Annotated in this window: 23 protein-coding genes, 1 pseudogene and 1 other annotated feature; of the genes and pseudogenes, 9 read left to right on the forward strand and 15 right to left on the reverse strand. The window is 45.4% G+C overall.

The genetic code is table 11. The annotated features are described in order from the left end of the window. Window positions 1-7 precede the first annotated feature (7 nt). The gene (locus tag MHB78_RS20690; protein WP_046129127.1) at window positions 8-1,150 is read right to left on the reverse strand and encodes a betaine/proline/choline family ABC transporter ATP-binding protein; all 1,143 of its coding nucleotides are present in this window, start codon (window positions 1,148-1,150) and stop codon (window positions 8-10) included. A 259-nt stretch (window positions 1,151-1,409) separates the two neighbouring features. Between MHB78_RS20690 and MHB78_RS20695 the strand changes: the two genes are divergently transcribed. Beyond that, a complete protein-coding gene (locus MHB78_RS20695) occupies window positions 1,410-1,946 on the forward strand; it encodes a GbsR/MarR family transcriptional regulator (RefSeq protein ID WP_046129126.1) in 537 nt (178 codons plus the stop codon). Between the two features lie 50 nt (window positions 1,947-1,996). On the opposite strand, the gene MHB78_RS20700 is transcribed toward MHB78_RS20695, so the two are convergent. Both MHB78_RS20700 and MHB78_RS20705 read right to left on the reverse strand, forming a co-directional pair. Further along, window positions 1,997-3,357 (reverse strand): IS3 family transposase gene (locus MHB78_RS20700; RefSeq protein WP_099047013.1). Its coding sequence is split into 2 segments (ribosomal slippage): window positions 1,997-2,886 and window positions 2,886-3,357, totalling 1,362 coding nucleotides; the frame shifts between segments, so codons are not numbered across the junction. Between the two features lie 73 nt (window positions 3,358-3,430). Next, window positions 3,431-4,063, reverse strand: a complete 633-nt coding sequence (locus MHB78_RS20705; protein ID WP_046132922.1) for an NAAT family transporter — start codon at window positions 4,061-4,063, stop codon at window positions 3,431-3,433. A gap of 148 nt (window positions 4,064-4,211) precedes the next feature. Between MHB78_RS20705 and MHB78_RS20710 the strand changes: the two genes are divergently transcribed. Continuing rightward, window positions 4,212-4,991: a zinc ribbon domain-containing protein gene (locus MHB78_RS20710; protein WP_046132923.1), complete on the forward strand. Its 780-nt coding sequence runs from the start codon at window positions 4,212-4,214 to the stop codon at window positions 4,989-4,991. Window positions 4,992-5,126: 135 nt separating this feature from the next. After that, window positions 5,127-6,557: an IS1182 family transposase gene (locus MHB78_RS20715; protein ID WP_065894138.1), complete on the forward strand. Its 1,431-nt coding sequence runs from the start codon at window positions 5,127-5,129 to the stop codon at window positions 6,555-6,557. A gap of 36 nt (window positions 6,558-6,593) precedes the next feature. Here the strand turns inward: MHB78_RS20715 and MHB78_RS20720 are convergent, their stop codons facing one another. Together MHB78_RS20720 and MHB78_RS20725 are read right to left on the reverse strand one after the other, a co-directional pair. Then, complete coding sequence (locus MHB78_RS20720; protein WP_046131108.1) at window positions 6,594-8,384, reverse strand: zinc-ribbon domain-containing protein; 1,791 nt, start codon at window positions 8,382-8,384, stop codon at window positions 6,594-6,596. 128 nt (window positions 8,385-8,512) lie between these two features. Beyond that, complete coding sequence (locus MHB78_RS20725) at window positions 8,513-9,463, reverse strand: iron-siderophore ABC transporter substrate-binding protein (RefSeq protein ID WP_082094109.1); 951 nt, start codon at window positions 9,461-9,463, stop codon at window positions 8,513-8,515. A 140-nt stretch (window positions 9,464-9,603) separates the two neighbouring features. On the opposite strand from MHB78_RS20725, the gene MHB78_RS20730 reads away from it, so the two are divergent. Next, window positions 9,604-9,996, forward strand: coding sequence for a hypothetical protein (locus MHB78_RS20730; protein WP_046131106.1), 393 nt, complete (start codon window positions 9,604-9,606; stop codon window positions 9,994-9,996). Between the two features lie 37 nt (window positions 9,997-10,033). Here MHB78_RS20730 and eno read toward each other — a convergent pair whose 3' ends face one another. The 8 genes from eno to MHB78_RS20770 all read right to left on the reverse strand — a co-directional run bounded on the left by eno (window position 10,034) and on the right by MHB78_RS20770 (window position 20,097). Then, on the reverse strand, window positions 10,034-11,326 hold the full coding sequence (gene eno / locus MHB78_RS20735; RefSeq protein WP_046131105.1) for a phosphopyruvate hydratase: 1,293 nt from the start codon (window positions 11,324-11,326) through the stop codon (window positions 10,034-10,036). A gap of 22 nt (window positions 11,327-11,348) precedes the next feature. Next, window positions 11,349-12,884, reverse strand: a complete 1,536-nt coding sequence (gene gpmI, locus MHB78_RS20740) for a 2,3-bisphosphoglycerate-independent phosphoglycerate mutase (protein ID WP_046131104.1) — start codon at window positions 12,882-12,884, stop codon at window positions 11,349-11,351. Continuing rightward, complete coding sequence (gene tpiA / locus MHB78_RS20745; protein ID WP_046131103.1) at window positions 12,877-13,638, reverse strand: triose-phosphate isomerase; 762 nt, start codon at window positions 13,636-13,638, stop codon at window positions 12,877-12,879. Before tpiA ends, gpmI begins: the two co-directional genes overlap by 8 nt. Window positions 13,639-13,668: 30 nt before the next feature. Then, window positions 13,669-14,853: a phosphoglycerate kinase gene (locus tag MHB78_RS20750; protein ID WP_046131110.1), complete on the reverse strand. Its 1,185-nt coding sequence runs from the start codon at window positions 14,851-14,853 to the stop codon at window positions 13,669-13,671. 186 nt (window positions 14,854-15,039) lie between these two features. After that, on the reverse strand, window positions 15,040-16,047 hold the full coding sequence (gene gap / locus MHB78_RS20755; protein ID WP_046131102.1) for a type I glyceraldehyde-3-phosphate dehydrogenase: 1,008 nt from the start codon (window positions 16,045-16,047) through the stop codon (window positions 15,040-15,042). A gap of 34 nt (window positions 16,048-16,081) precedes the next feature. After that, window positions 16,082-17,122, reverse strand: coding sequence for a sugar-binding transcriptional regulator (locus MHB78_RS20760; protein WP_046131101.1), 1,041 nt, complete (start codon window positions 17,120-17,122; stop codon window positions 16,082-16,084). Window positions 17,123-17,611: 489 nt separating this feature from the next. After that, a complete protein-coding gene (locus tag MHB78_RS20765) occupies window positions 17,612-18,616 on the reverse strand; it encodes an LLM class flavin-dependent oxidoreductase (protein ID WP_046131100.1) in 1,005 nt (334 codons plus the stop codon). A 134-nt stretch (window positions 18,617-18,750) separates the two neighbouring features. Beyond that, a complete protein-coding gene (locus MHB78_RS20770) occupies window positions 18,751-20,097 on the reverse strand; it encodes an amino acid permease (RefSeq protein ID WP_046131099.1) in 1,347 nt (448 codons plus the stop codon). Window positions 20,098-20,160: 63 nt separating this feature from the next. Continuing rightward, window positions 20,161-20,398 (reverse strand) — a binding site (T-box leader). 351 nt (window positions 20,399-20,749) lie between these two features. On the opposite strand from MHB78_RS20770, the gene MHB78_RS20775 reads away from it, so the two are divergent. After that, window positions 20,750-21,184, forward strand: coding sequence for a hypothetical protein (locus MHB78_RS20775; protein WP_231947397.1), 435 nt, complete (start codon window positions 20,750-20,752; stop codon window positions 21,182-21,184). Between the two features lie 314 nt (window positions 21,185-21,498). Here MHB78_RS20775 and MHB78_RS20780 read toward each other — a convergent pair whose 3' ends face one another. Both MHB78_RS20780 and MHB78_RS20785 read right to left on the reverse strand, forming a co-directional pair. Further along, window positions 21,499-22,035 (reverse strand): hypothetical protein, encoded by a 537-nt coding sequence (locus MHB78_RS20780; protein WP_046131097.1) that lies wholly within the window; start codon window positions 22,033-22,035, stop codon window positions 21,499-21,501. Between the two features lie 556 nt (window positions 22,036-22,591). Then, the gene (locus MHB78_RS20785) at window positions 22,592-22,846 is read right to left on the reverse strand and encodes a hypothetical protein (protein WP_046131096.1); all 255 of its coding nucleotides are present in this window, start codon (window positions 22,844-22,846) and stop codon (window positions 22,592-22,594) included. Window positions 22,847-23,203: 357 nt separating this feature from the next. Here MHB78_RS20785 and MHB78_RS20790 point away from each other — a divergent pair. The 4 genes and pseudogenes from MHB78_RS20790 to MHB78_RS20805 form a co-directional block, all read left to right on the forward strand. Next, window positions 23,204-23,335 (forward strand): annotated as a pseudogene (locus MHB78_RS20790) (LysR family transcriptional regulator); the annotation flags it as partial. Between the two features lie 84 nt (window positions 23,336-23,419). Continuing rightward, window positions 23,420-23,893, forward strand: coding sequence for a DUF1453 family protein (locus MHB78_RS20795; RefSeq protein WP_046131109.1), 474 nt, complete (start codon window positions 23,420-23,422; stop codon window positions 23,891-23,893). Window positions 23,894-23,910: 17 nt separating this feature from the next. After that, the gene (locus MHB78_RS20800) at window positions 23,911-25,134 is read left to right on the forward strand and encodes a sensor histidine kinase (RefSeq protein ID WP_046131095.1); all 1,224 of its coding nucleotides are present in this window, start codon (window positions 23,911-23,913) and stop codon (window positions 25,132-25,134) included. After that, window positions 25,121-25,783 (forward strand): response regulator transcription factor, encoded by a 663-nt coding sequence (locus tag MHB78_RS20805; protein ID WP_046131094.1) that lies wholly within the window; start codon window positions 25,121-25,123, stop codon window positions 25,781-25,783. Before MHB78_RS20800 ends, MHB78_RS20805 begins: the two co-directional genes overlap by 14 nt. Window positions 25,784-25,843: the final 60 nt, after the last annotated feature.

Below are 25,843 nucleotides of genomic sequence, written 5' to 3' on the forward strand. Positions count from 1 at the left end.
CGCCTCCTTAGTTATTCATGACGACGTCTTTTTCTTCGCCCCAAATCGAATCGTAGACGATATCGACGAGACTCGCCCTTGTGACAATGCCGACAAGACGCTTGTTTTCATCGAGGACAGGGACGTATTTGAAGCCTCTTTTCAAAATCTTTCGGACAGTATCGCGGATAAGCGTGTCTTTTTGCACCGAATACACGTCCTGATTGAGAACCTCGCCGACCGTTCCGGCTTTTTTGCGGTTTTGGTCAATGATTTCGACATCGATATAGCCTTTTAACACATTGGCTTCATCAACGACCAGCAATGAATCGACGCGGTGCTGCCTCATGATCTGAATCGCTTCTGAAAGGGTTTTTTCGCTTGTGACGGTGACCGGATTCGGGTTCATTACCTGCTCGACGAACTCGACATCGGGCCGCGACTGAAGAAGCCGTTCCTTTCCGATAAACTCCTCGACAAATTCGTTTGCCGGTTGGCGCAAAATCTCATCAGGCGTTCCGACCTGAACGATTTCACCCGCCCGCAAAATCACGATCCGATCGGCGAGCTTAATCGCTTCATCCATGTCATGGGTGACAAACACGATCGTTTTGTTCAGCGTTTTCTGCAGTTTTTTAAACTCTTCCTGAAGCGAATCGCGTGTGATCGGGTCAAGCGCTCCGAAAGGTTCATCCATTAAAATCAACGGCGGCTCTGCCGCAAGCGCCCTCAGCACCCCGATTCTCTGCTGCTGTCCGCCGCTTAATTCGTGCGGGTAGCGGTTCAAATATTCCGGTCCCATATCGACGAGCTGAAGCAATTCCTCCGCCCGCTGTTTTCTTTTTTCTTCCGGCCATTTCAAAAGCTTTGGCACAAGGGCAATATTTTGCTGGATCGTCATATGAGGAAACAACCCGATTTGCTGAATAACATAGCCGATTTTCCGGCGCAGCTGGACGGGATCCTGATCCAAAATGTTTTCTCCATCGATGTAAATGCTTCCTGAAGTCGGCTCAATCAGCCGGTTGATCATTTTCATCGTCGTCGTCTTCCCGCATCCGCTGGGCCCGATAAAGACGATGAATTCACCCTTTTCTATATCAAGGTTGATATTGCTGACGGCCTTTTTGCCGCCTTTATAAACCTTGGATACATTGTCTAACTTCAGCATCAGCACACCTCCGCTTGAATGTTTTTTAAAAATTGCAACATCTCATCCATTATAAAATACACTTTGTAAAATAAAAAGTTTACAATGTGTTCATATTATTTGAATAAGACATAAAAAAATATATTCAGTATTGATGAGATCGGCCATTCTTAAAATAACTGCCGTTTTCTTTCATTTACTGATGTTTTATTGTTTTCAAGAGGAAAGTCATTTATGATATATTGGCATTAAAATTGGCTGTCTGAAGGGATGATATGCTTTGGAAGAAAAAGCTTTGCAAACGGTTGAACAAGCGAAGGAGCACTTTATCAAAAAAATCGCTGAAAATATGAATACGTACGGTATATCATCAACTGTCGGCCGCGTTTTGGGAATCATCTACATGAACAGAAAGCCGCTGACGTTAAACGAACTGTCCGAGGCGACGGGCATGAGCAAAACGAGAATGAGCCAGGTCGTACGCGAAATGCTCGACTTAAATATAGCGGAAAAGGTCTTTGAAAAAGGCGTCCGCAAAGACTTGTACGATGTCGAACAGGATTACTACCAGACGTTTATTTCACTGTTCACCGCCAATTGGAGCAAGGTCGTCAAAAAAAACCGGATGATCGGAAAAAAGATAAGAAAAGAGCTGCTGGATGCGCTTGAAGAGGAAAGTCTTTCACCTGAAACAGAGGAGAAGATCAACGACCTGCTAGAGGAAACGAAAAAATGGCTCGATTACTGCCAATGGCTTGACAACCTGATTGAATTCCTTGAAAGCGAAGACATCTTCAAATACGTACCCAAGCCGTAAAAAAAGCTGCAGACCTGAAGTGACCCCCAAAAGTTAGACAGCTTATTTTCTCAAGTAACATGACTGGCATGAATCCGGTATTGTACTGGGCTCATGCCTTTTAATTTTGCCTTGATCCGTTTGTGATTATAGTAATCGATATATGTTACGAGCTCTTGTTTAAAATGCTCGATGCTTTGAAATTCGTTGAAATGGATAAACTCTGATTTTAAAATACCAAAGAAACTTTCAATGACCGCGTTATCGTAACAGTTTCCCTTACGAGACATACTTTGAATAATATTTCGTTCCTTTAGGGCGTGGCGATACTGTTTCATTTGATAGTGCCAGCCCTGATCGGAGTGAATCAACAGATTTTCTTTATCTGTCAGCTGTTCAAATGATTTTTCCAACATCTCGGATACCAATGAATACGTTGGCCTGGATCCAATTGTATAAGCAATGATTTCGCCATTAAATAAATCAAGCATTGGCGATAAATAGAGCTTCTCCCCAAATAATTTAAATTCCGTGATATCTGTTACCCATTTCATCTTCGGCTTTTCCGCCTTGAAATTCCGCTCTAGCCTGTTTGGTGCCACCGTGCCGGTTTCTCCTTTATACGAACGGTATTTTTTCATCCGTACGAGACATTTCAACCCCAGTTCCTTCATGAGGCGATATATTTTTTTATGATTCATTTGATATCCCCGGTTTTTAAGCTCGTCGCGTATCCGGCGGTACCCGTAACGGCCTTTATGTTCATGATAAATCGATTGAATCAGTGTTTTTAATTTGGCATCTTTGTCTGGAAGACCGAAGGTTTTGACCCAGTAATAATACGTACTGCGCGGAATTCCAGCCAGTTTAAGCAGGGCTTTTACCGGAAATTCAGTCCTTAGTTCAAATACTACTTGGGCCTTTTCTTGTTTTGTAATTTTTCCTTGTTTTGAACTAAGGTATTCAACTTTTTTAAGTAGGCATTCTCCATTCGCAGACGTTCAATTTCAGCCTGCATGGCTTCCACTGATCCTTCTTGCGGTGTTTGTTTCTTCGTTCTTTTTTGATTTTTCTTTGTCATTGACGGCCGCCCCTTTTTCATCGGTTTTAGGGCATCGATTCCTCCGGTTTCGAACAGTTTCTGCCATTGAGCCACCGTAGAAGGTGCTTGAATATTGAAGATGGCGGCTGTTTCACGGATCGACGTCCCATTTTCGATCATATAGTGAAGTACCTTCAGTTTATCTTCTACAGAATAGGTTGTATAGAGTTTTTGAAACGCACTTTCTCCATGGTAATGGTATTTGCGAATCCATACCTGAAACACACCTGACGAAACACCGATCTCTCTGGCGATTGTTTTATGCCCTTCCCTACCCGCAAGATACCTTTTGACCGCTTGTATTTTTTCCTCAGCTGTAAATTTAGCCATAAAAAACTGCACCTCCGATTGTTAGATGGTGTCTAACAATTGGGGTGCAGTTCAACCGTGCAGCTTTTTTGCTTTATCCCGCCAAAACCGGAAACATTCCTTTCAGCCCCGTTCCGATCATGCCGACGGCGACTACCGCCAAGATCAGGCCCATCAGCCGCGTGATGACGTTCATCTCCGTCTGTCCGAGCCTTTTTGCGATAAACGTGGAATAATGAAAAGCTATAAAGGTTAATAACAGTACGGCGGCGATCCCGACGATCATTCCGCCGAAATGAATCAGGCTGCGGCTTCCCGCCGAAAGGCTCATTACAGTGGCGATCGTTCCCGGTCCGGAAATAATCGGAATGCTGAGAGGCGTCACGGAAATATCCTCTTTTTCTTTGCTTTCCTGATGCTCATTTTTGTGGAGCGACTGAACGTGCGATTGCTTGGCATTGAGCAGATTGTAGGCGATTCCGAAAATAAAGATGCCGCCTGCGACCCGCAGGGCGTGGATGTTAATGTCAAAAATGCGAAAGATCATTCCGCCGAAGATGAGAAACGCAAGTAAAATAAGAAATGACAAAATGGCAGCCTTTCTCGCCAAAGCGGTGCGCTCCTCCGCTTGATAGCCCTCAGTCAGAGCCAAAAAGAGCGGAACATTGCCGATTGGATTTGTGACGGCAAACAATGAGACGAAAACATGGATGATAAAAGAAAACATAGGTTCTCTCCTTTCGTAAAGATATTCGATCATTACCTCGGGACGTGCTTGCTTAAACATTGATCAGGTCTATACAACCAGCATCTTTTTCATTTATAATGCAACATAGTACAAAATAACTATTTTTTAAAAAGGGAGACAATATTTGATGACATGTACCAAATGCGGCCATCAAACAGATGGCGGAAAATTTTGCGAAAACTGCGGAGCAAGCCTTTCCGCTGAACACGACGGCGGGCAGCCGGCCGGAGAATCAGTGCAGGCCAAGCAATACGTTGATGCGACAAAAAAAGCCTCTTCGATGTATTTTTCTTTCTTTGTGCGCGTCATGAAGCGCCCGTATGCAGAAACGAAAAAGGCCGGAGAAGAGCATATGCTGAACAGCATCATCACGATGGTGATCTTTGCATTGACCGTGCCGCTCATGTTTTATTTCGGTTTAAAAAGTTTTTACGCTTCTATGGGCACATATTCCGGAATATTCGGCAGAACCGGCGTCATGCCCGGATTTTTTGACATCGTGGTAAAGCCTGCTTTTACGTTTGCTATTTATATTTTCTTATTATTTGTGTTTACATACGCAGGAGTGCGAATTCAAGGGATTCAGGCTTCATTTAGGGAAGTGATGGGCCGCTTCGGCGCCGCCCTCATTCCTTTTACGGCTTTATTGCTTTGCTCATTCTTGTTATCGCTTTTGAAAACAGACTTATTTTTATATCTATTATTTTTCGCTTTTTGCGGCATCGCGTTTCTCATTCCGCCGGCCGTGCTGTTCAGCTACCGCGAGAAAGCAGCGGGCTCCATCGATTTCATCTACACGACGCTTCTCGTTTACCTGGCGACGTTTATCGCCGTCCGGATCATGGGAAATCTGTTTCTTGAATACGTAATAGATATCTTGCGCTCCCTGTTAGGATCGCTGTTTTAAATCAATCAGAAAAAAAGCCTTTTTTCGCTTAGGAAAAAAGGCTCAGCTTGTCGACAAAGTCACAAAAAAAGTGGCTTGATCGACAAGCTTTTTTTGTTAAAATGTGTGTGGAATCTAATTTTTGGAGGTTTTACCATGTTGACCAAACACTCTAAAGATCAGCGTGAACAGCTTGAAGTCTTTGCCTTAAGTGAGCTTGTACCTGAAGACCATTTGGTCAGGAAGATGGAAGAAGCCATTGATTTTTCATTTATTTATGAAAAAGTTGCCCCTCTTTATTCTTCAAAAGGGCGTCCAAGTATTGATCCTGTTGTACTGATTAAAATGGTGCTCATTCAATACGTGTTTGGTCATCGCTCCATGCGCGAAACCATTAAGCGAATCGAAACTGATGTAGCCTATCGCTGGTTTATTGGATATGGATTCTCTGAAAAAATCCCTCATTTTTCAACCTTCAGTAAAAACTATGAACGTCGCTTTCATGACACAGACCTATTTGAAACAATCTTCTATAAGATTTTACGTCAAGCCATGGATCTCGGCCTCGTCGATCCTTCGGTCGCCTTCATCGACAGCACACATGTCAAAGCGAATGCCAATAAGAAAAAGTTTGTGAAAAAGATCGTAAGAAAAGAAACAAGAGCTTATCAGGAGCAGCTAGATCAAGAAATTAATGCCGATCGCGAAGCGAACGGAAAAAAGCCCTTAAAGCCCAGGCGATGCTTAGAGGAACGAGAAGTAAAGGAAAGTACAACTGATCCTGAGAGCGGATATTTTGTCAAAGGCGAACGAGAACGTCTTTTTGCCTATGGATTTCATACAGCTTGTGATCGGAACGGATTTGTGCTGGGAACGGTTGTTGAGCCTGCCAATATCCATGACAGCCAAGTGTTCGCGTCGCTGTTTCAACAAGTAAAAGAGCGCGTTGCCAAGCCTCATACGGTCGCAGTTGATGCCGGATACAAAACACCGGTTATCGCAAAATTTCTTCATGAAGAAAACGTTCGCCCTGTTATGCCTTACACGCGTCCGCAAACCAAAAAAGGATTCATGAGAAAACACGAGTATGTTTACGATGAATTTTATGATGTCTATATCTGCCCGCAAGACCATATTCTCTCCTATCGCACAACCAATCGGCAAGGTTATCGAGAGTATGCTTCAGATCCAAAACGATGTAAACCATGTCCATTACTACATACATGTACAGAAAGTAGAGATCATCGAAAGATGATTCACAGACATATCTGGCAGGATCATTTAGACGAAGCTGATCATCTTCGGCATACGGAAGAGAATAAACAAATCTATGCCAAACGTAAAGAGACGATCGAGCGAGTTTTTGCCGATTTAAAACATAAGCATGGCCTGCGCTGGACAACCCTACGGGGAAAGAAAAAATTGTCCATGCAGGCGATGCTTGTTTTCGCTGCCATGAATCTGAAAAAGCTGGCGAATTGGACCTGGAAGGGTCCTAATCGCCAGCCTTCTGATCGAAATAATAGAATAAAATGGACAAAAACAGGTCGGATTTTTAAAATCCGACCTGTTTTGTCAACGGTCTGAGCCTTTTTTCGCTTAGGAAAAAAGGCTTTTTTTATATTATTCAATTGATGTCAGAAGCAGCTCACCGTTTTCTACAACAGCATGATATGTCCAATTATAGGTTTTCAGCTGCTCTTTTCCGTTTTTGATAATGTTGATTTTCTCAAGCGTTTTTATCGTCACGTCTGAGCCGTCCTGACTCCAGCTTTTCACGCTGACATCGGCGACTTCTTCTTTTGTGCCGCTGTGATTCAGTTTCGCAACGAGCGCTTTTTGGTCGGCGTATAGCTGGCTTCCTGCTTTCAAATCGTCTGCGACAAGCTCGAAATCATTGCCATTGACGGCGTTTTGCAGGTCGTAAACATACCCTTCAATCGCTTGAGTCACTTTTTGATCTGTCAGTTCTCCGCCCGCCGGAACGTTTTTGGAAGTGCCTTTAGCTGAAGCCCATGCTGATGTATATTGTTTCGGATTTTCGTCTTTGATCTCTTTTTTGTTTTTGATATACACTAACGCAGAATCGCTTTTTTCGACCAGCCACTTTTTCTCGTCTTCGGCGTATACCAATGTGTATGTATGGCCGTTTTCGTTTTCCGCCAAATCCGGCGCGCTGTAATCGTCATAGTAGGCCGATTTGTGCTTTTCAATGCCGCTGACGTCCGCTTTCCACTTGCCGCCCTCGTGATACAGCCGGAACGAATCAAGGTCAAAGGCAGTGGATAGGTACGTTCCTTTATAATACGTATTGCTGCTCTTCATCCCGCCGATTATCTCTTTTAAATCGCTTTTAAAAGAAGGTGCGGCAACGGTCATGCCATTGACGCTTCCATTTGCAAAAGCCTTCATCGTTTCCTTCGTATTTTGAACGACCGTGTTCATGATCATGTTCATAAAACCTTGGTCAGAAGCGAGATTGACTTTGATTTCGGCATCTTCAATCGGCGTTTTTTCGCTTTTCAGATTCCCCCACGGAAACTCCGCTTCGACAGCGGCAGACATCGAACCGTCCGTCAAAACGGGACCGAATGACGTTCCTTGAAAAGGATTGATCTTTACTTTTTGACCGTTGATCCATAACGTTCCTTTCAGCTTATCATAACCGTCGTCAAAGACGAGCTTCGCTTTTTTCGCATCAAGGGACACATCAGCGCTTGCGTCCTCGTCCAGCGCATTGATATGCTTCGATTTTTTCAGTTCGCCGGTATCGGAGTTCAGTTTTGCTTCCACATCGTACGAACCGGGAACGAACGGGCCGAATTTTTTCTCGAAGTTTTCCTTTTCCGTTGTCAGCAGCTTTTTATTGTTTAGGTAAAGGCCGGCGCCTTTCTCGCTTGCCTTAACCGTCAAATAGACCGGCTTCACATTCAGCACATAGCGGTCATAAATCAAAAATTGTTTTCCCGCTTTTTCGATGGAAACAAGCCCGTCCCCGCTCTGATCCTTCAAAGACTTCATAAGTTCTTTTTTCTCATCGGGGTGATCGTTTAAATATGTCATCAGCGGTTTGACGTTCTGTTTCGTAATCGTCAAGTCCACGTCTGATGAATGAAGCAGTTCCGCGACATTTTTTTCATCGTTTTGCTTCAGCGCGCTTTCAAAGTCGCCGATTAATTTTTCCTTTGACGTCAAGGCTTCTCCGGCCTTATAGCCCGCAAACAGGAGGACGCATACCGCGGCAATCGCCGCCCAGATCATCATGCTTTTCCTTGAGATTTTTCGCTTATGTACCGGATCTTGATTGACGGGTTCTTCCGCGTCAGCTTGCCTGCCATTCAGAGGAGTCCCGCAATGTTTGCAAAATTGCGCTTGCTCTGCCAGCTCGCGCCCGCATTCTTTACAAAAATTCATGTCTTTCCTCCTATTATTCTCTTTCTATAATAGTTATTTTATACTATATTTATGAAAAGGAGGAGTATTTTCATAAATAAAAAAACCAAACGAATAGTCTATCATCCGTTTGGTTTGGCGTTACACGATTACTTCAGAAAGTACTTTTCAATATCATCCAGCATCAGATTCGCTGCAAGTACGCCACCTGCCGTATTCCAGACGGCGTCATCTACTTTATGAACGTTGCCTTTTTTATAAACGCCCAAGTTTTTGAAAAGCTGATCATTGACGTAGTCCTTCTCGATCGCGCTTGCTTTGTCATCTCCAGTCTCATACGTGTAATAAAAGAGCACGTCCCCATCCATATCCGGAATTTGTTCTTTCGTCACTTTCAATTGTCCCAAATCGTTGGCTTCCTGCCCTTTTGGCCTTGCAAAGCCGAGCTGGTCAAGAATCGTTCCGGCAAATGAGGCTTTATGATAAATGCGGGCATCGGCATCTGTAAAGCGGACGAGTGAGACCTTTTGCTTCACCTTGTCACCGAGCTTGTTATGAATGTCCTCGACCCGCTTATCAAAATCGGCGATGACTTGATCGCCTTTTTCTTTTTGATTCAGCGCTTCAGCCGCCAGCTTAAAGTTGCCTTTCCAATCCCCTGACAGCGTTTCGGCAAAGACGGTCGGCGCGATTGCGCTTAATTTGTCGTACACTTCTTCCTGGCGCACTTTGTTCCCGATAATCAAATCAGGCTTTAGGCTGGCGATTTTTTCGATATTCGGCTGCACTTCCGTACCGACGTTTTCAACGCCGTCCATTTTCGATTTGATGTGCTTATACCACGGGTCACCGAGCCATGACTGAACGGCTCCGACAGGTTTGACGCCGAGGGCAAGCACGGCCTCTGTCGCTTCATTCGTTAACACGACGACCCTTTTCGGCGTTCCTTTAATGGTCGCCGTTCCCATTGCATGCTTGACCTCATATGAGCTTTCAGCCTTTCCTGAGCCTTTATTCGAACCTGCAGATTTCTGATTCCCGCAGGCCGAAAGTATCAGGAAAAGCGCCGCAAAAAGCGCAACCCATTTTATTCGTTTCATCGGCATATGTAAGTATCCCCTTTTTCAAATGATTTTCATTATCAATTAGATTATATAATGTGTAAGCGGATTGTCAATATGAAATCCTGCAGACTATTCATCTTTGATGGTAAGATGAATGAAGATTGGGGGATTTGCAAATGTTCAAACTGGTGCTGTCGGTTTTGTACCTTTTCGGATTTGTTATGTTAAGCAGTTGGTCGGTTTCATTTGGAGAAATAATTGGAACAAATGATTTTTCAACTTTACCGCAATTTATGTTAGCAATGCTATTTACACTTATGATCGGGTGCTATGTTAGTCTTCCTTTGATTTATCATAAGTTCAGGAAATCAGAACATTTACTTTTTAAAAATAAAAAAGTAATTCTGATTAGCTTAGGGTTGGGAATAATGTTATCCAGCACAGCATATATCCTTCATGATTTTCTCTCCTCAATGATGATAGCGGTATTATCTATTATAGGCTTCATCATGATTGGTCTTACCGGATTCCTCCCGGCCTATTTGCTAAAACCATCGAACAACAAATAAAGCTTGGCCGCGTCATGCGGCCAAGCTCTTTTTATGCTTACTTGCTTAAGTTGTAGAAAGATTGAATTCCGTGGTACTGCGCAGTTTCAGCCAGTTGGTCTTCGATGCGAAGAAGCTGGTTGTATTTCGCAACACGGTCCGTACGGGACGGAGCACCTGTTTTGATTTGTCCTGCGTTTGTTGCAACTGCGATGTCAGCGATTGTGCTGTCTTCAGTTTCACCGGAGCGGTGAGAGATAACAGCAGTGTATCCTGCGCGTTTTGCCATTTCGATCGCATCGAATGTTTCAGTCAGCGTACCGATTTGGTTAACTTTGATCAGGATAGAGTTGCCTACGCCGTTTTTGATGCCTTCAGCAAGTTTTTTCGTGTTTGTAACGAACAGGTCGTCACCGACAAGCTGAACTTTTTTGCCAAGGCGCTCAGTAAGAAGTTTGTGGCCTTCCCAGTCGTTTTCGTCAAGGCCGTCTTCGATTGAGATGATTGGGTATTTAGAAACAAGCTGTTCATACCAGTCAACCATTTCAGCAGATGTTTTCACAACGCCTTCTCCGGACAGATGATATTTGCCGTCTTCTTTGTTGTAGAACTCAGAAGATGCAGCGTCCATTGCAAGTTTGACTTGTTCGCCAGGTTTGAAGCCGGCTTTTTCGATCGCTTCAACGATCGTTTGAAGCGCTTCTTCGTTTGATCCAAGGTTTGGAGCGAATCCGCCTTCGTCACCGACAGCAGTGTTCAGGCCTTTTGCTTTCAGGACAGCTTTTAAGCTGTGGAAAATTTGAGCTCCCATGCGAAGCGCTTCGCGGAAGTTTTCCGCACCGACAGGCATGATCATGAATTCTTGGATGTCAACGTTGTTGTCCGCATGCTCCCCGCCGTTAACGATGTTCATCATCGGTACAGGAAGCGTTTTAGAGTTGAATCCTCCAAGGTATTGATATAGAGGAATTTGCAAGAAATCAGCAGCAGCGCGGGCAACGGCCATTGATACGCCAAGGATCGCGTTAGCGCCGAGCTTGCCTTTGTTTTCAGTTCCGTCAAGTTCGATCAACAATTTGTCGATTGCTACTTGTTCTGTAACGTCAAAGCCGAGAAGCTCCGGAGCAATGATTTCGTTTACGTTGTTAACGGCAGTTAAAACACCTTTGCCAAGGTAACGGTCTTTGTCGCCGTCGCGAAGCTCAACCGCTTCGTATTCGCCTGTGGAAGCGCCGCTTGGAACAAGCGCGCGTCCGAAAGCTCCTGATTCTGTGTATACTTCGACTTCAACCGTCGGATTACCGCGGGAGTCTAATACTTCGCGTGCATAAACATCAACAATGTATGGCATGTTTGTTTCTCTCCTTTGAATCTTATTTTTGAATTAGTGAGGTTCCTGTCATTTCTTTCGGTTTTTCGACACCGAGCAAATCTAAAAGCGTTGGTGCAAGGTCTCCGAGAATTCCGCCTTCCCTTAGTGTCACGCCTTCTTTTGTGACGATTACGGGAACCGGGTTTGTCGTATGGGCGGTGTGCGGCTTGCCTTCTTCTGTAATCAGCACGTCCGCGTTGCCGTGGTCGGCCGTGATGATTGCGTGGCCGCCTTTTGCAAGAATCGCGTCAACGACTTCGCCCAGGCATTCATCGACCGCTTCGATCGCTTTGATCGTCGGCTCGACTTTACCGGAGTGTCCAACCATATCCGGGTTGGCGAAATTGAGGATGATTGCGTTGTGCTTGTCAGCCTCGATTTCTTTCACGAGCGCGTCTTTCACTTCATAGGCGCTCATTTCAGGTTTCAAGTCATATGTCGCAACTTTCGGCGAATTGATGAGAATCCGTTCTTCGCCCGGGAATTTCTCTTCGCGTCCGCCGCTCATAAAGAAGGTCACGTGCGGATATTTTTCGGTCTCTGCAATGCGGAGCTGCTTCAGTCCGTTTTGGGATAAAACTTCTCCTACCGTATTGTCGAGATTGACCGGCTTGAATGCCACGTATCCGTCAACCGTTTCACTGAAGTGAGTCAAGCAGACGAAATAAAGGTTTTTCGGATGCTTGTCACCGCGGTCAAAATCGCGGAAATCGTCATTCGTGAACGTGTTGGAAATCTGGATCGCACGGTCCGGTCTGAAATTGTAGAAAATCACCGCGTCGTTGTCTTTGATTGTCGCAACAGGCTCTCCGTTTTCTTTTGTGATGACGGAAGGGATGACGAATTCATCGTAAATGCCTTTTTCATAGGAATCCTTCACAACATCAAACGGATTTTTGTATGCAGGCCCTTCGCCGTATACCATGGCGCGATACGCTTTTTCAACACGGTCCCAGCGTTTGTCGCGGTCCATTGAGTAATAGCGGCCTGACAGCGTCGCAATTTCGCCGACGCCGATTTCTTCAATTTGTTCCTCAAGCTCTTTGAGATATTTCTCGGCCGTTTGCGGACCTACGTCGCGTCCGTCAAGGAAGCCGTGAATATAGACGTTTTGAACGCCTTCTTTTTTCGCAAGCTTTAAGAGCGCGTACAAATGGTTGATGTGGCTGTGAACCCCGCCGTCAGACAGCAGTCCGAACAGGTGAAGGTTTGTGCCTTTTTCTTTGACGTGCTTCATCGCGTTCAGAAATGTTTCGTTCCGCTCAAATTCGCCTTCGCGAATCGCTACGTTGACGCGCGTCAGGCTTTGATAGACGATCCGTCCGGCGCCGATATTCAAGTGGCCGACTTCAGAGTTTCCCATTTGCCCTTCGGGAAGTCCGACCGCTTCGCCTGAAGCTGTCAGCGTCTGATGCGGATACTTGTTCCAATAGCGGTCAAAATTCGGTTTGTTCGCTTGGGCTACTGCGTTTCCGACAGTTTCGTTTCTTAGTCCAAACCCATCCAAAATGATGAGTGCGGCTAATTTGTTACTCATATTGACCTGCCTCCAATAATTGAACGAAAGACTGAGGCTCAAGGCTTGCGCCGCCTACAAGAGCGCCGTCAATATCAGACTCGGCCATGTATTCTTTAATGTTCGCAGGTTTTACGCTGCCGCCGTACTGGATGCGGATGCTGTCGGCTGCCGCTTGTCCGAATTCTGCAGCGACCGTTTTGCGGATGTGTGCGCACACCTCGTTTGCGTCTTGTGCTGTTGAAGATTTGCCTGTTCCGATCGCCCAGATTGGCTCATAAGCGATAACAGAAGCAGACACCTGGTCAGCCGTCAGTCCGGCGAGCGCTTTTTTCACTTGATCTGCAACAAGGGCATTTGTTTTACCGGCTTCACGCTCTTCAAGCGTTTCACCTACGCAGATGATCGGCACGATTCCGTGTTTGAAGGCTGCGTGCGCCTTTTTGTTTACGGTCTCGTCGGTTTCGGCGAACATTTCGCGGCGCTCAGAGTGGCCGATCACGCAATATTGAACCCCGATGTCTTTCAGAGCAACAGGGCTGATTTCTCCGGTGAAAGCGCCGCTTTCTTCAAAGTGCATGTTTTGCGCGCCGACTTTCAGGTCGGTGCCTTTTACAGCTGATGTCAGCTTTTCAAGGAACAGCGCAGGCGCACAGACAACGGCTTCTGCTTTATCTGCTGCGGGAATGGAAGATTTCACTTCTTCAACGAAGCTGACAGCTTCTGAAAGCACTTTATGCATCTTCCAGTTACCGGCTATAATTGGTTTTCTCATGTGCTCCACTCCTTATGCTGTGTGTTTTGCTTACTTGTCGTTCAAAGCTTTGACGCCAGGAAGTTCTTTTCCTTCCATAAACTCAAGAGAAGCTCCGCCGCCTGTTGAAATGTGGCTCATTTTGTCAGCAAGACCGAACTTTTCAACTGCAGCTGCAGAGTCTCCGCCGCCGATGACAGAGTATGTATCTTTTGCCTCTGCTAAAGCTTCAGCGACAGCTTTTGTTCCTTTAGCGAACGCATCGAGTTCGAATACGCCCATCGGTCCGTTCCAAACGACAAGCTTGCTGTTTTTGATGACGTCGGCATACGTTTTCTGAGTCTCAGTACCGATGTCGAGCGCTTCCCAGTCGCTTGGGATTTCGCTGATCGGAACGATTTTCGTATTGGCGTCATTTGAGAAATCGTCGGCAACAAGCACATCTTTAGGCATGTAGAAATTCACGCCTTTTTCTTTGGCGCGGTCCATGAACGACTTGGCCAGGTCAATTTTGTCCTCTTCAAGAAGGGATTTTCCGACTTCATGGCCGAGCGCTTTGACGAATGTATAAGCAAGACCGCCGCCGATGATCAGATTGTCGACTTTTTCAAGAAGGCTTTCGATCACGCCGATTTTGTCTTTTACTTTCGCTCCGCCGATGATCGCTGTAAACGGACGATCAGGGTTTGAAAGGGCTTTTCCAAGCACTTCAAGCTCTTTTTCCATCAGGAAGCCTGCCACAGCCGGAAGGTGCTCAGCGATTCCTGCTGTTGAAGCATGGGCGCGGTGGGCCGCTCCGAATGCGTCATTGACATATACATCCGCAAGGTCGGCAAACGCTTTTGACAGCTCGGGATCATTTTTTTCTTCTCCCGGATAGAAGCGTACGTTTTCCAAAACGAGAATGTCTCCGTCCTTCATTTCGGAAATTTGCGCTATTACGGCGTCGCCGTATGCTTCATCCGCTTTTTTCACCTCTTTGCCAAGCAGTTCTCCGAGGCGGGCCGCCACAGGAGTCAAACGAAGCTCTTCCACAACCTGTCCTTTTGGACGGCCGAGGTGGCTTGCGAGAAGAACTTTCGCACCTTGCTCAGTCAAATATTGAATCGTCGGAAGTGCGGCGCGGATTCTCGTCTCATCCGTCACTTTCCCGTCTTTCATCGGCACGTTGAAGTCAACGCGGCAAAAAACAACACGGCCTTTTACATCAATGTCTTTTACTGATTTTTTGTTCATGGCTTTTAGGAGATCCTCCTTTGATTGATTTACAAGCCCGAAAACGGAAATCCCCAAATGCGGCGTTTTCATTCGACTTCCAAGGCGCCGCATACGGAAAAAGGGAAAGGGAGTGTCTGTCCCCTTCCCTTGTCCGCTTTCATTATAGCGCTTCTCTCTTAAAGAACCAAGTCCGATTCTATTTTATTAAAGACCTTGTTTTGCAATGTAAGCTGCAAGATCTACAACACGGTTAGAGTAGCCGCTTTCGTTGTCATACCAAGAAATGACTTTCACCATGCTGCCTTCCATAACCATTGTAGAAAGGGCATCGATTGTAGAAGAGTTTGTGTTGCCGTTGTAGTCTTTAGAAACAAGCGGCTCTTCGCTGTAGCCAAGAACGCCTTGAAGTTCGCCTTCTGCTGCTTCTTTAAGCGCTGCGTTTACTTCTTCTGCTGTTACTTCTTTATCAAGTTCCGCAACAAGGTCAACAAGTGATACGTTTGGAGTCGGAACGCGCATTGCGCCGCCGTTCAGTTTGCCTTTCAGTTCAGGCAGTACAAGAGAAACGGCTTTCGCAGCACCAGTAGTTGTCGGAATGATGCTTTCTGCTGCCGCGCGCGCACGACGGTAGTCTTTGTGCGGAAGGTCAAGGATTTGCTGATCGTTAGTATATGAGTGAACAGTTGTCATCATACCGCGTTTGATGCCGAATTTGTCGTTAAGCACTTTTGCAAACGGCGCAAGGCAGTTTGTCGTACAAGATGCATTAGAGATGACATGGTGGTTTGCAGCATCGTATTTATCTTCGTTAACACCCATAACGATTGTGATATCTTCTTCACTCGCAGGAGCTGAGATGATGACTTTTTTCGCGCCAGCTTCCAAATGTTTAGCTGCATCAGCGCGTTTTGTGAAGAAACCAGTTGATTCAACGACGATTTCAACGCCTTTTTCTCCCCAGCTTAATTTAGCAGGGTCGCGTTCAGCTGTTACTTGGATCGTTTGACCGTTAACAACAAGGTTGTTTCCGTCAACAGACACCTCTGCGTCAAGTTTGCCGTGAACTGAATCATATTGTAATAGGTGAGCAAGCATGTTAGCGTCTGTTAAATCGTTAACCGCCACAACCTCAACATCAGGATTATTTAACGCTGCACGGAATACGTTGCGTCCAATACGACCAAAACCATTAATACCGACTTTTACTGCCATGATGATTTCCTCCTTTAAGTAAGTAAGAGATATTTTAATTTATATTGAGGGAAGAAACTTCCCTTAATAACTGTTTTGCGGCTCCTTCGTCAGTGATCAGAACCGTGTTGCGCGGCTTTTTAAAATAGGCCTCAATGGCCTCCGCCTTTGATGAGCCTCCCGCCACCGCGATGATGTTCGGGATCGAATCGAGATCCTCAAGCTGAATGCCCACGCTGTGCACCTTGTGAATGACTTCTCCGTGGCGGTCAAAATAATAGCCGAACGCCTCTGCAACAGCTTCGTTTTCTTCTATCTTCCGCAAATCTTCCTCCGGCGTATTCCTTCGTTCAGCCATTGTTTTAGCATCCCCGATACCGTGGATGACCATACTGGATGATCGAATCGTTTGCAGCACTTCCTTGATGGAAGGCTCTTCGATGATAGAAGAATAGGCTTCTTTGCTCAGCTGCCCCGGCACGAATAACAGTTTGTATGTACCGGAAGCTTTTTCAGCCATATGGGCGCAAATCGTGTTCGCCTGATTTCTGACGTTTTCGCCGAGTCCGCCTCTTGCCGGAACAAAAAGCAGTTTGCGATTTTTCGAGTCAGGCGTCATCATTTCAGCCACAGCTTCGAGGGTCGTGCCTCCGGTTACGGCGACGATATTTTCCCCTTGAAACCTGTTTTTCATGCATGCGACGGCCGCTCTCCCCATCTCTTTTTTGACCCATGGGGAATGGTCGCTGTCTCCGGATACGATGATAACCTGTTCAAGATTCAGCCTCTCTTTTAATGTATTTTCCAAAAGAGTCAACCCTAAAACGTCTTTCATCGTATCTTCGAGGATGTACAGCAGGTCAGAGCCTTCAGGTGTCAATGTCATGCCGCTCGTTTTGATCTCGAGAAGATTTTGTTCTTTTAAAAACTGAACCTCCGCCCTTAATACGCGTTCGCTTATGCCGAGGCTGGCGGCGAGGCTTCTTCTGCCGATCGGTTCAGTCAGCCTTATGTACTGCAAGATTTCGTACCTTTTTTGCATGACATCGAGAAGGTCCGGCAATAATTTTTTTTGAGCCTGTATTAATTGATTCATGCCAAAACGTTCCTTTCATCTCGTCCTGGACAAAAAATGTCCCACTGTGACTGAAAACGTCCCGCCTCAGCCAAAAAAAATTACTCCTGCTTACATGTCTTATTGTAACAGGGTTAAAATGTTTATTCAACTGTTAAGAAACCAATTCCTTGACAATATTCGCACCGTTTCGACAAAACGTTTTTTTGTCATCATCAATTGTTTCCTATTATTCTCCAGCTTATACAGCAACTGATCAAAAGGTGCAGACGAAAAAAAGCCCTTTTCTCGAAAGGTCCTTAAAGCGCTTTCATTTTACCCAAAGCTTTTCTATCTCTTCCAGCGACTTATTCTTTGTTTCTCTTTCAATATTTTAATAGACTGAATGTGCAAATATTTTATTAAAATACGATTATCTTCGGCGTTTAGATGTTTCCCGGCTTTCAACTTGAATAGACATAAAAAAGCAATGGATTGGCTTCCCATTCCATTGCTTTTTTTCGGCTTTTGTCAGCTTTTCCAGACGTCTGCGATGATTTCGAAGGACCGCAGCCTGTCTGCATGATCAAAGGTTTCTGAGTTCACGATGATTTCGTTTGCCTGTGTCGTTTGAATAAAGTCTTCAAGCTTTGCTTTCACTTCTTTCGGTCCGCCGATGATCGTTGAGCTGAGCTGTTCATTGACCATCGCTTTCTCGCGCGGGGACCAGATCTGGTCCATATCGTCAACAGGCGGCTTGAGCTTTGTCGAATTCCCGCGGACGAGGTCCAAAAATTTCTGATAGTGTGATGTCGCAAGATGCTGCGCTTTTTCATCAGAATCAGCCGCGATTACCGTCACTCCGACCATCGCATACGGTTCATCCAGCACGCCGGGTGTAAATGAACTCCGGTACAGCTCTAAAGCGGGAATCGTATTAGCCGGCGAAAAATGAGCCGCAAATGCAAACGGCAAACCGAGCTCCCCCGCGAGACGGGCGCTGAATCCGCTCGAACCGAGAAGCCATATCGGTACATTCAGCCCTTCGCCGGGGATGGCGCGCACATGGTTCCGGACATTACCGGACGGCTGAAAATAATTGCGCAACTCGGCAAGCTGCTCGGGAAAATCCTCGCCGTTGTTAATGTTTCTTCTCAATGCCCTTGCTGTTAATTGATCGGTGCCCGGCGCCCGGCCAAGCCCCAGATCGATTCTTCCCGGATAGAGGGATTCAAGCGTTCCGAATTGTTCCGCAATGACGAGCGAAGAGTGGTTCGGCAGCATAATGCCTCCCGATCCGACGCGGATCGTTTTTGTTCCTCCGGCGATATGGCCGATCAAAACAGCCGTGGCTGAACTCGCCACGCCCTCCATGCTGTGATGCTCGGCCAGCCAGAACCGGTGATAGCCCCATTTTTCGGCGTGACGGGCCAAATCCATGGAATTCTGAAAGGATTCTTCAACAGTCCCGCCTTGGACGACGGGAGACAAATTCAATACGGAGTATTTGGTGTTTTTGAAATGCTGTCCAGGCATGTTTTCTCCTTCTTCCTATTCGATATCGTACTTAGACGATACCACAACAGAAGATGATAATTAAAGAAATTAGTTCGATCAAATTCGAACCGTTATTCAAAAAAACCGCCTCCTTAATGCGGAGGCAGTCATTTTTACGCCAATTTTCGTCCTTTGACAAGATAAGCGATGGTAATGAGCAAGTATATTCCTGCCGTCACCAACGTGATAGCAATCGAAGTTGTCCAAATAACGCCGATTAAAATTGCCAAAAGGGCCAGTATCGCCAGCCAGGTCGTATAAGGAAACCATTTGACATAGTAGCCGACTGGCGCCGTCTGAGTCCGTTTTCTTGACTTCAAGTGGGCGAAGGCGATGACGAGCCAAATCATCAGCACCGTATAGCCTAAAGACCCCATCAAATACTCGAATGCCTGGCTGCCCGCAAAGATTGAAAACAATACGCCTAAATATAAGAAAGAAGTACATAGCAAAATCGCATATACCGGAACCTTTCTGCCGGACAGCTTTGAAAAGATTTTCGGCACCCGGCCGTCTGCAGCCTGTGTATATAATATCCGCGAAGAACCGTAGAGTCCGGAGTTCATCGAAGAGATGACCGCCAATAAAATGACGGCGTTCATGACATGGTCCGCCCCTGGAATTCCGATCAATTTAAACACCATGACAAACGGGCTTTCGGACACCTGATTCACTTGATTCCACGGTATCAGGCTGACGATGATGTAAAACGGAAGGATATAAAAAGCAATAATCCGCGTCAGCGTCCCGCGGACGGCTTTCGGCACAACCTGCTCAGGATTTTTTGTCTCCGCCAATGTCACGCCGATGATTTCGGTTCCTCCGTAAGAGTAAATGACAACAAGCATCGCCGTGACCAGCCCTCCGGCTCCGTTCGGAAAGAACCCGCCGTGATCGGTCAAATGAGAAAAACCTACAGCTGTATGACTGCCAAATGAGAAAAATAATAAAATAAATCCGGCAATAATAAAGACGACAATCACTGTGATTTTAATCAAGGCGAGCCAATATTCCGTCTCGGCAAAGCTTTTAACAGAAAGCAAATTGACGCTTGTAATGACGAGGGCGACAAACAGCGCCAGCACCCACACCGGCATGCCCGGAAGCCAATATTGCAAAAAAGTCGCCGCCACGACAGCCTCTGCCGCAATATTCAACACCCACATTTTCCAATAAATCCAGTCCAAAAAATACGCTGCATAAGGTCCTAAAACCGATTGAACGAGGTCCCTGAACGTTCTCGCTTCGCTGTTTTTGACCGCCATTTCGGCGAGACCCTGCATGATGAACAGCAGGATGATTCCGCCGATTAGATAAGCGATCAGAACCGACGGCCCCGCTAAATCTATCGCATTGCTGCTTCCTTTAAACAATCCGGCACCGATGGCTCCTCCCAAAGCCATCATCATAATGTGCCGCGATGTCATCGTTCTCTCCAGTTTCTGCGTCTTTTTCTCCATTCTTTGCCACTTCCTCTGCTGAAAATAAAAAAGCTCACCGTCTCTTTTCTTCATCATTGAAGATTAAGAGACGATGAGCTATTAAAGCCTACCGCGGTACCACTCTTTTTGATTCCACTAATAGAATCCGCTTGTAAACCCGGTAACGGGGGTTAATCGTAAAGCCTTCAGGAATTGATGTCTTTCCCTTTTAGCAAGTCCACTCCCGGGCGAGTTCAAAGATTCATTAGGCTGCGTCACACCGACCCGCAGCTCTCTTGGCTAATGATTGTCTTCTACTGCTCCCATTCATCGCGTTTCTTTTTGCCTGAAAATTTATTCATTTAATATACGACCTAAACTTCACTTTGTCAATAACAAATAGAGTGATAAAATTAAAAAAACAGAATATTTCTCTATTTCCAGGGAAAATCGCCTTTTCTTTTGCAGAATGCAAGAGGATTTGAGCATGAGTTTTCAGTTGATCGGCCGTTGGATGAACAGATCGACAGGAAAAAACCGGCTGTAACTCCCCGAAAAAAATGGTTAAATCGATATAACATTCAAACTTTACAAAATATTTTAACGATGATAGAGTGGGACCCGAATCAATTGATCAGCTAAAGGAGGAAGATGCATAAAAAAACTGTCGTTGATGGTGATCCTTTCCGTATTGACGATCGTATTCAGTACGCCTGCCAGCTTTGCGAAAGACGTGCCGGAAGATAAGTATACCGTGCCGACAAAAGCCGAATTTAGCCAGATTCAACAAGTCTTGGAGAATGCTGATATTAAGACCGGCAGCCTGAAAAAGGATAACGGAGTAATCGTGAATGAACCTCACGAAAAAGTCGGCATCATTTCGGACATCCCCGACAAAAAAGACGACTGGAGCCATGTCAGGTTCCATTCATACTACGCTGATCTGAACAGCGACACGCTCATTGCAGACATCCGGTTTACATTGAAACAAAACGATGACGGTACATCAACAACCGAATACAAAAATGTCACGAACGGCGGCAAATACGTCGTCAAACATGACAAAAAAGGCAATGTCGTCTATGAGAAAACGACCGGTGATATGTCGATTTTGTGGAGATACTGAATTCTTGCCCGCCCCCCCTTTTATAACGCCCTTTTTATCAGGGCGTTTTTTTGTTTTGAATGCCTTCGGACTCCCTTGTTCTATAACGTACAAACCACTAGTTAAAAATTTGTTCTATGACACATATAAACAATATATTTACTTTTATGTATTTTTTAGAATCAATCTACAAAAAACCTCAAATAACGCAATCGGCTTTAATACAGTAGAAGGGTAATATCACCTGATAAAGGCCGTTGTTCCAGGAAGAAAACCGGCGAGCTCAATCTACAACGGATCCCGCATGCAGAACGACAAAGGATGTAGTTATCCCTTCATTTAGAATTCAAAATGTCATCTATGTCTTGACTATCGTATTGGCTGAAATCAATCATTGGTTCGAAATTCTTTTTTTTGTTCTTCACGTTTTTAAGGTATTTTTCAAAAAAGGGTTTATCCAACCTCGGCGGTATATAGCCTAATCGGGTCTTCATAATGTTTTCAACTACGTACATTTTTTTAGAGACGAATATATAATCTTCATTGAGTACCACATAAGCTTCTTTAAAAGAAGAAGCACTTCCTGCCTGTTGAATTTCCTTCTTTAATTTACGTATCTCACCTGTGATGTCGTTTCTTACCTTTCTTGCTTTCTTCAATAAGAATAGAAGATCGACGGTAGGAAGTGTCATCAACTCAGGGGTGCTTTTTTCTAGGTCTTTTTTTGATGCACCTTCTTTGTAAATTACGCTAATTCTTACTCCGGCCTCTTTAACAAGGTCTGAAGGAATGTTCATGGTACAGAATTCGCAATAATATCGTGAAAGGTCTATTTTCTCGGCTTTGCTGCCGCAGTATGGACATGTTTTCATTGTTTAAACTCCTTATTTTAAATGATCATTTCCCCAGCAGCTAAGTACGAGGGGAGGTTGTATATCCACTGAAATCAGACGGATCTTTTCTTCTTCCATCTACAACAACAACAAAGGTGTTTCGTGAATTGCACCGATGTTTTTATTCTATCATCAAGCCCTCAGGTGCAGCAGATGTAGATACTTTATGCTTGAGAACCTGGTAACCACATAATAATGATGACAGAAAAACTGTGTGCCAAAGAATTGCTACGGTTTTCTAATTGGTAAACATTATGATAATATCTTTTTTTTAATCAGATATACATCTATAGTTTTTATAAAGCTTGCAGCACCGGTTGTTCCGTCTAAAAAATTCAATGACAAGGTTGTGCCCCGGGATTTGTTTTGACTTTGTAAAGATGATTTGGTTGGTTGATTGTATATTCCAAGGTGTTATATCCATTTTCAATGGCCATAATGTCCTTCTTCGGAAGGGCATTCGCTCGCAAATGAAAGACGAGAGTCTTATGATCTCTTTTGGCTTTTTTTCGGGTACGAAATTGATTGTATAAGCCTAGGAAAACAACTTCTCATCATTTTGCGCTTGAGTCTTTTCATAATCTATATCGTCCATAGATGACTCGATATAACATGGGGCAGCTTCTAATGATTTTGTTAGCAGCTGTTTAGCATTATCGATTCTTACATATACAGGATTAATCGTACCTTTGCCATCGTAAATATTGAGCGCCCGATCAAACGTGTCAAAAAGTGAGCTGTGAAGAAGTTGCAGTTTTCGGTATATAATAAGGTTCTTGTTCTTTTTCATGACGTTCCCCTTTTCTTTTTACAACATGGGGAAATGCGACAAATAAGATAGCTATTCCTGTTGCAAAAATGCGGTAATGTTGTCTCCTACAACAATATTCTCACTTTGGCTTTCAAGTTCATGTAATTTGATCATACATCTGTATGATCAAAATCTGTGTGTGCACCAATGCTTCTATCAATTATGCTATAATTAAATTTACTTTATTGTTTGGAGCAGTGATTCTTTGGTCGGGGTCACCTGCTCTTTTTTATTATTTTTGGTTCAAGAACGCAAAGCACGCTTTATAAATTTTTCTACATTTAGTTTTAGATATTGAAGTTTTTTGCCTTCAAAATCAAGCATGATCAAGACGGACTGATGCCGATCGAGACGCCGCATTTGGAGCTGCCGGCTTCACAGACTTATATGATATGGAAAAGAAACAGTGAGCATATTAAACAATTCCACGCCATGTTATGCGAATTTTTGAGGCAGGAACAGATGTAGTGATCAAAAATCAATCTGTCGGTTGACGCATTCCTTTCCAGCGTTCGTTATACTCGTTGCAGAAAGGATTTGATCAACATGACAATGACAATGGGTCCATACATTTTAGTGGTTTTTGCCCTTATGATTTTAAATATGTACCGTGAACGGACAGTGCGGCCCTGGAAGCTGCTATTCTTTCCCATTCTGCTTTTTTGGGGGGTGTCTTCTTCCGTTCAGCCGGGATATTTCAATTCTACACTGCACATCATAATAAGCGGCATTTTACTGGTCATCGGCTTGGGAATCGGATGTGCCATCGGAAAAATGGTGACCGTTCGAATTGATGAGGAAAGCGGAAATATTACATCACGCGGTTCTCTCGGTAGTGTCATCCTCATCATAGCCGTACTGCTGCTTCGGATGGCTTTAAGAACATGGCTGCCAGAGGATAACGAATGGTTTTCAGCGATTGTCCATTCCATGCTGTTCGTCCCGCTCGGCACCATTGCCGCCCGCAATTTCATGCTGTTCAAGGAATACAGCAGGCTCACAAAGGTCAAAGCACAGATTCACTAACTGAAAGAAGGATCTGCATGGTCAGACAATTTTCAGCTCGGCATTATCGACCGCTTTTGCCGAGCTCCATTCTTATTGCAAATCTCATACAATCTCTTTCTTCTCCTGCCAATGCCGATCCGCTCTTTACTGCGGCGGTATTCGCGCTCTTTGTGGCGGCAGTCTGGATCATTCCCCGCCTAACGCCGGTTGCTGCCCTTTTAAGTATATTTGCAGTCCTTTGGCTTTCGGCAGGCTTGTTATGGATCGTGTCCGGGCATGAACAAGGGTCTGCGTTATTTTTAATGGCCTTTTTAACCGTCTATGTCTCTTCAAAGCTTCCGGGAAGGCTATCAGCGATATTCGTTGCGTTTTTGGTCATATTCAACAGCTTGCTGGTCTTTAGCGTTTATCATAGCGGCTTGGGTGTGCTCGTCGATAACGCAGCGGTGATCACCGGGCTGTATATTCTCTTTACCTCTTTCCGCATCAGAAAAGAAGCCCGGCAAGAGACGGAGCGAAATCACGCCAAGCTGGCGCACATGCACAAGGAATTAGAGAAAGCACACGCAGAGCTTCAACAGGCACACCTTGAACTCAAGGAAGCATCAGTCCTTTCCTTGCGGTATGCCGTCCTTGAAGAACGGACGAGGATCGCCCGCGACATACACGACAGCATCGGCCATGAACTGACGTCTGTCATCGTCCAGCTCCAATCGCTTCCGTATGTATTGAAAGGAAGCGCCGAAGATCCGGAAAAAGTCATCCAAAACGTGCTCACCGTCGCAAGGGGATGCCTTCAGGAAGTCCGATCGGTCGTACATCAAATGGGCAAAAGCGAAGCCATGGTGGGACTCGCCGCGATCCGGGGCCTTATTCACCAAACCGGTGAACGCAGCGATTTGGCCATTTCTTTGGATACGTCCGGCCTGCAAGAAGAATCATGGCCGCAAAACATCAGCGAGACGGTATACCGCGTTTTGCAGGAATCGCTGACAAATATTCTGCGCCATGCAGGCGCTTCCCGTGCGGACATCGTCCTGTCAAACGATGAAGGCCGTCTGAATATGACTGTTTCAGACGACGGCAAATTCAGCGGAGATCTCACATTCGGGTTCGGATTGACAGGCATGAAAGAGCGCGCCGAGCAAGCAGGCGGCTCCTTCTCTATCAAGGCACTCCAGCCGAGCGGCATGCAAGTCGAATTACAGTTGCCGCTTTCGCAACAAATCAATAAGGAGGAAGCAGATGAACGATCATAAAATCCGCGTCGCGCTCGCCGACGACCAGCCGCTTGTACGCGAAGGCTTCCGCTATGTCATCAATGCACAACACGATATGACCGTATCATGCGAAGCAGGCGACGGAGACGAAATCACATCACTCGCAAAACAAACAAAACCCGATGTCATCCTCATGGATGTCCAAATGCCGTCTTGCTCGGGCATTGAAGCGACGAAACAGATCATGTCTGCATATCCGGATACGAAAATCGTCATTTTAACGACCTTTGACACTGAAGAATATGTATTTGAAGGCATCCGCGCGGGTGCAGTCGGCTATCTGCTGAAAGATACCCTTCCCGAAGAACTGATTGACGCCATTCGCGCCGCAGCCAGAGGAGAAGCCATCTTCCGGACCGCCACAGCCGCCAGAATCATCAGCGAAACGTTCCGGACAAAACAACAATATCAACCGCAGGACGGAGACCTGCTTGAGCCGTTTACAAAAAGAGAGCTGGAGGTGCTCCAGCAAATGGCCTATGGCTTAAGAAACGAAGACATCGCAGACAAGCTTTTCGTCAGCGAAAGCACCGTCAAGACGCACGTCCACCGCATCCTGCAAAAATGCAGCGCCCAGGACAGGACGCAGGCCGTCGTTTTTGCGATACGGAACGGGATCGTTGAATAGTTTGTTGAACGGAAAGGCTCCGCTGTGTTGATTGTAAAGCAAAGCGGCAGGACAACCTTT

This window comes from Bacillus sp. FSL K6-0138, from assembly GCF_037982765.1.
Lineage (GTDB): Bacteria > Bacillota > Bacilli > Bacillales > Bacillaceae > Bacillus > Bacillus glycinifermentans.

What these genes read in the sequence shown, in the direction of transcription:
- MHB78_RS20795 (WP_046131109.1), top strand. Translation starts at nt 23,420, where the DNA reads ATGACAATGGGTCCATACATTTTAGTGGTTTTTGCCCTTATGATTTTA.
- MHB78_RS20805 (WP_046131094.1), top strand. Translation starts at nt 25,121, where the DNA reads ATGAACGATCATAAAATCCGCGTCGCGCTCGCCGACGACCAGCCGCTT.
- MHB78_RS20725 (WP_082094109.1), bottom strand. Translation starts at nt 9,463, where the DNA reads ATGAAACGAATAAAATGGGTTGCGCTTTTTGCGGCGCTTTTCCTGATA.
- eno (WP_046131105.1), bottom strand. Translation starts at nt 11,326, where the DNA reads ATGCCATACATTGTTGATGTTTATGCACGCGAAGTATTAGACTCCCGC.
- gap (WP_046131102.1), bottom strand. Translation starts at nt 16,047, where the DNA reads ATGGCAGTAAAAGTCGGTATTAATGGTTTTGGTCGTATTGGACGCAAC.
- MHB78_RS20760 (WP_046131101.1), bottom strand. Translation starts at nt 17,122, where the DNA reads ATGAATCAATTAATACAGGCTCAAAAAAAATTATTGCCGGACCTTCTC.
- MHB78_RS20770 (WP_046131099.1), bottom strand. Translation starts at nt 20,097, where the DNA reads ATGGAGAAAAAGACGCAGAAACTGGAGAGAACGATGACATCGCGGCAC.
- MHB78_RS20690 (WP_046129127.1), bottom strand. Translation starts at nt 1,150, where the DNA reads ATGCTGAAGTTAGACAATGTATCCAAGGTTTATAAAGGCGGCAAAAAG.
- MHB78_RS20785 (WP_046131096.1), bottom strand. Translation starts at nt 22,846, where the DNA reads ATGAAAAAGAACAAGAACCTTATTATATACCGAAAACTGCAACTTCTT.
- MHB78_RS20730 (WP_046131106.1), top strand. Translation starts at nt 9,604, where the DNA reads ATGTTCAAACTGGTGCTGTCGGTTTTGTACCTTTTCGGATTTGTTATG.
- tpiA (WP_046131103.1), bottom strand. Translation starts at nt 13,638, where the DNA reads ATGAGAAAACCAATTATAGCCGGTAACTGGAAGATGCATAAAGTGCTT.
- MHB78_RS20780 (WP_046131097.1), bottom strand. Translation starts at nt 22,035, where the DNA reads ATGAAAACATGTCCATACTGCGGCAGCAAAGCCGAGAAAATAGACCTT.
- MHB78_RS20715 (WP_065894138.1), top strand. Translation starts at nt 5,127, where the DNA reads ATGTTGACCAAACACTCTAAAGATCAGCGTGAACAGCTTGAAGTCTTT.
- MHB78_RS20765 (WP_046131100.1), bottom strand. Translation starts at nt 18,616, where the DNA reads ATGCCTGGACAGCATTTCAAAAACACCAAATACTCCGTATTGAATTTG.
- MHB78_RS20720 (WP_046131108.1), bottom strand. Translation starts at nt 8,384, where the DNA reads ATGAATTTTTGTAAAGAATGCGGGCGCGAGCTGGCAGAGCAAGCGCAA.
- MHB78_RS20710 (WP_046132923.1), top strand. Translation starts at nt 4,212, where the DNA reads ATGACATGTACCAAATGCGGCCATCAAACAGATGGCGGAAAATTTTGC.
- MHB78_RS20705 (WP_046132922.1), bottom strand. Translation starts at nt 4,063, where the DNA reads ATGTTTTCTTTTATCATCCATGTTTTCGTCTCATTGTTTGCCGTCACA.
- MHB78_RS20800 (WP_046131095.1), top strand. Translation starts at nt 23,911, where the DNA reads ATGGTCAGACAATTTTCAGCTCGGCATTATCGACCGCTTTTGCCGAGC.
- MHB78_RS20750 (WP_046131110.1), bottom strand. Translation starts at nt 14,853, where the DNA reads ATGAACAAAAAATCAGTAAAAGACATTGATGTAAAAGGCCGTGTTGTT.
- gpmI (WP_046131104.1), bottom strand. Translation starts at nt 12,884, where the DNA reads ATGAGTAACAAATTAGCCGCACTCATCATTTTGGATGGGTTTGGACTA.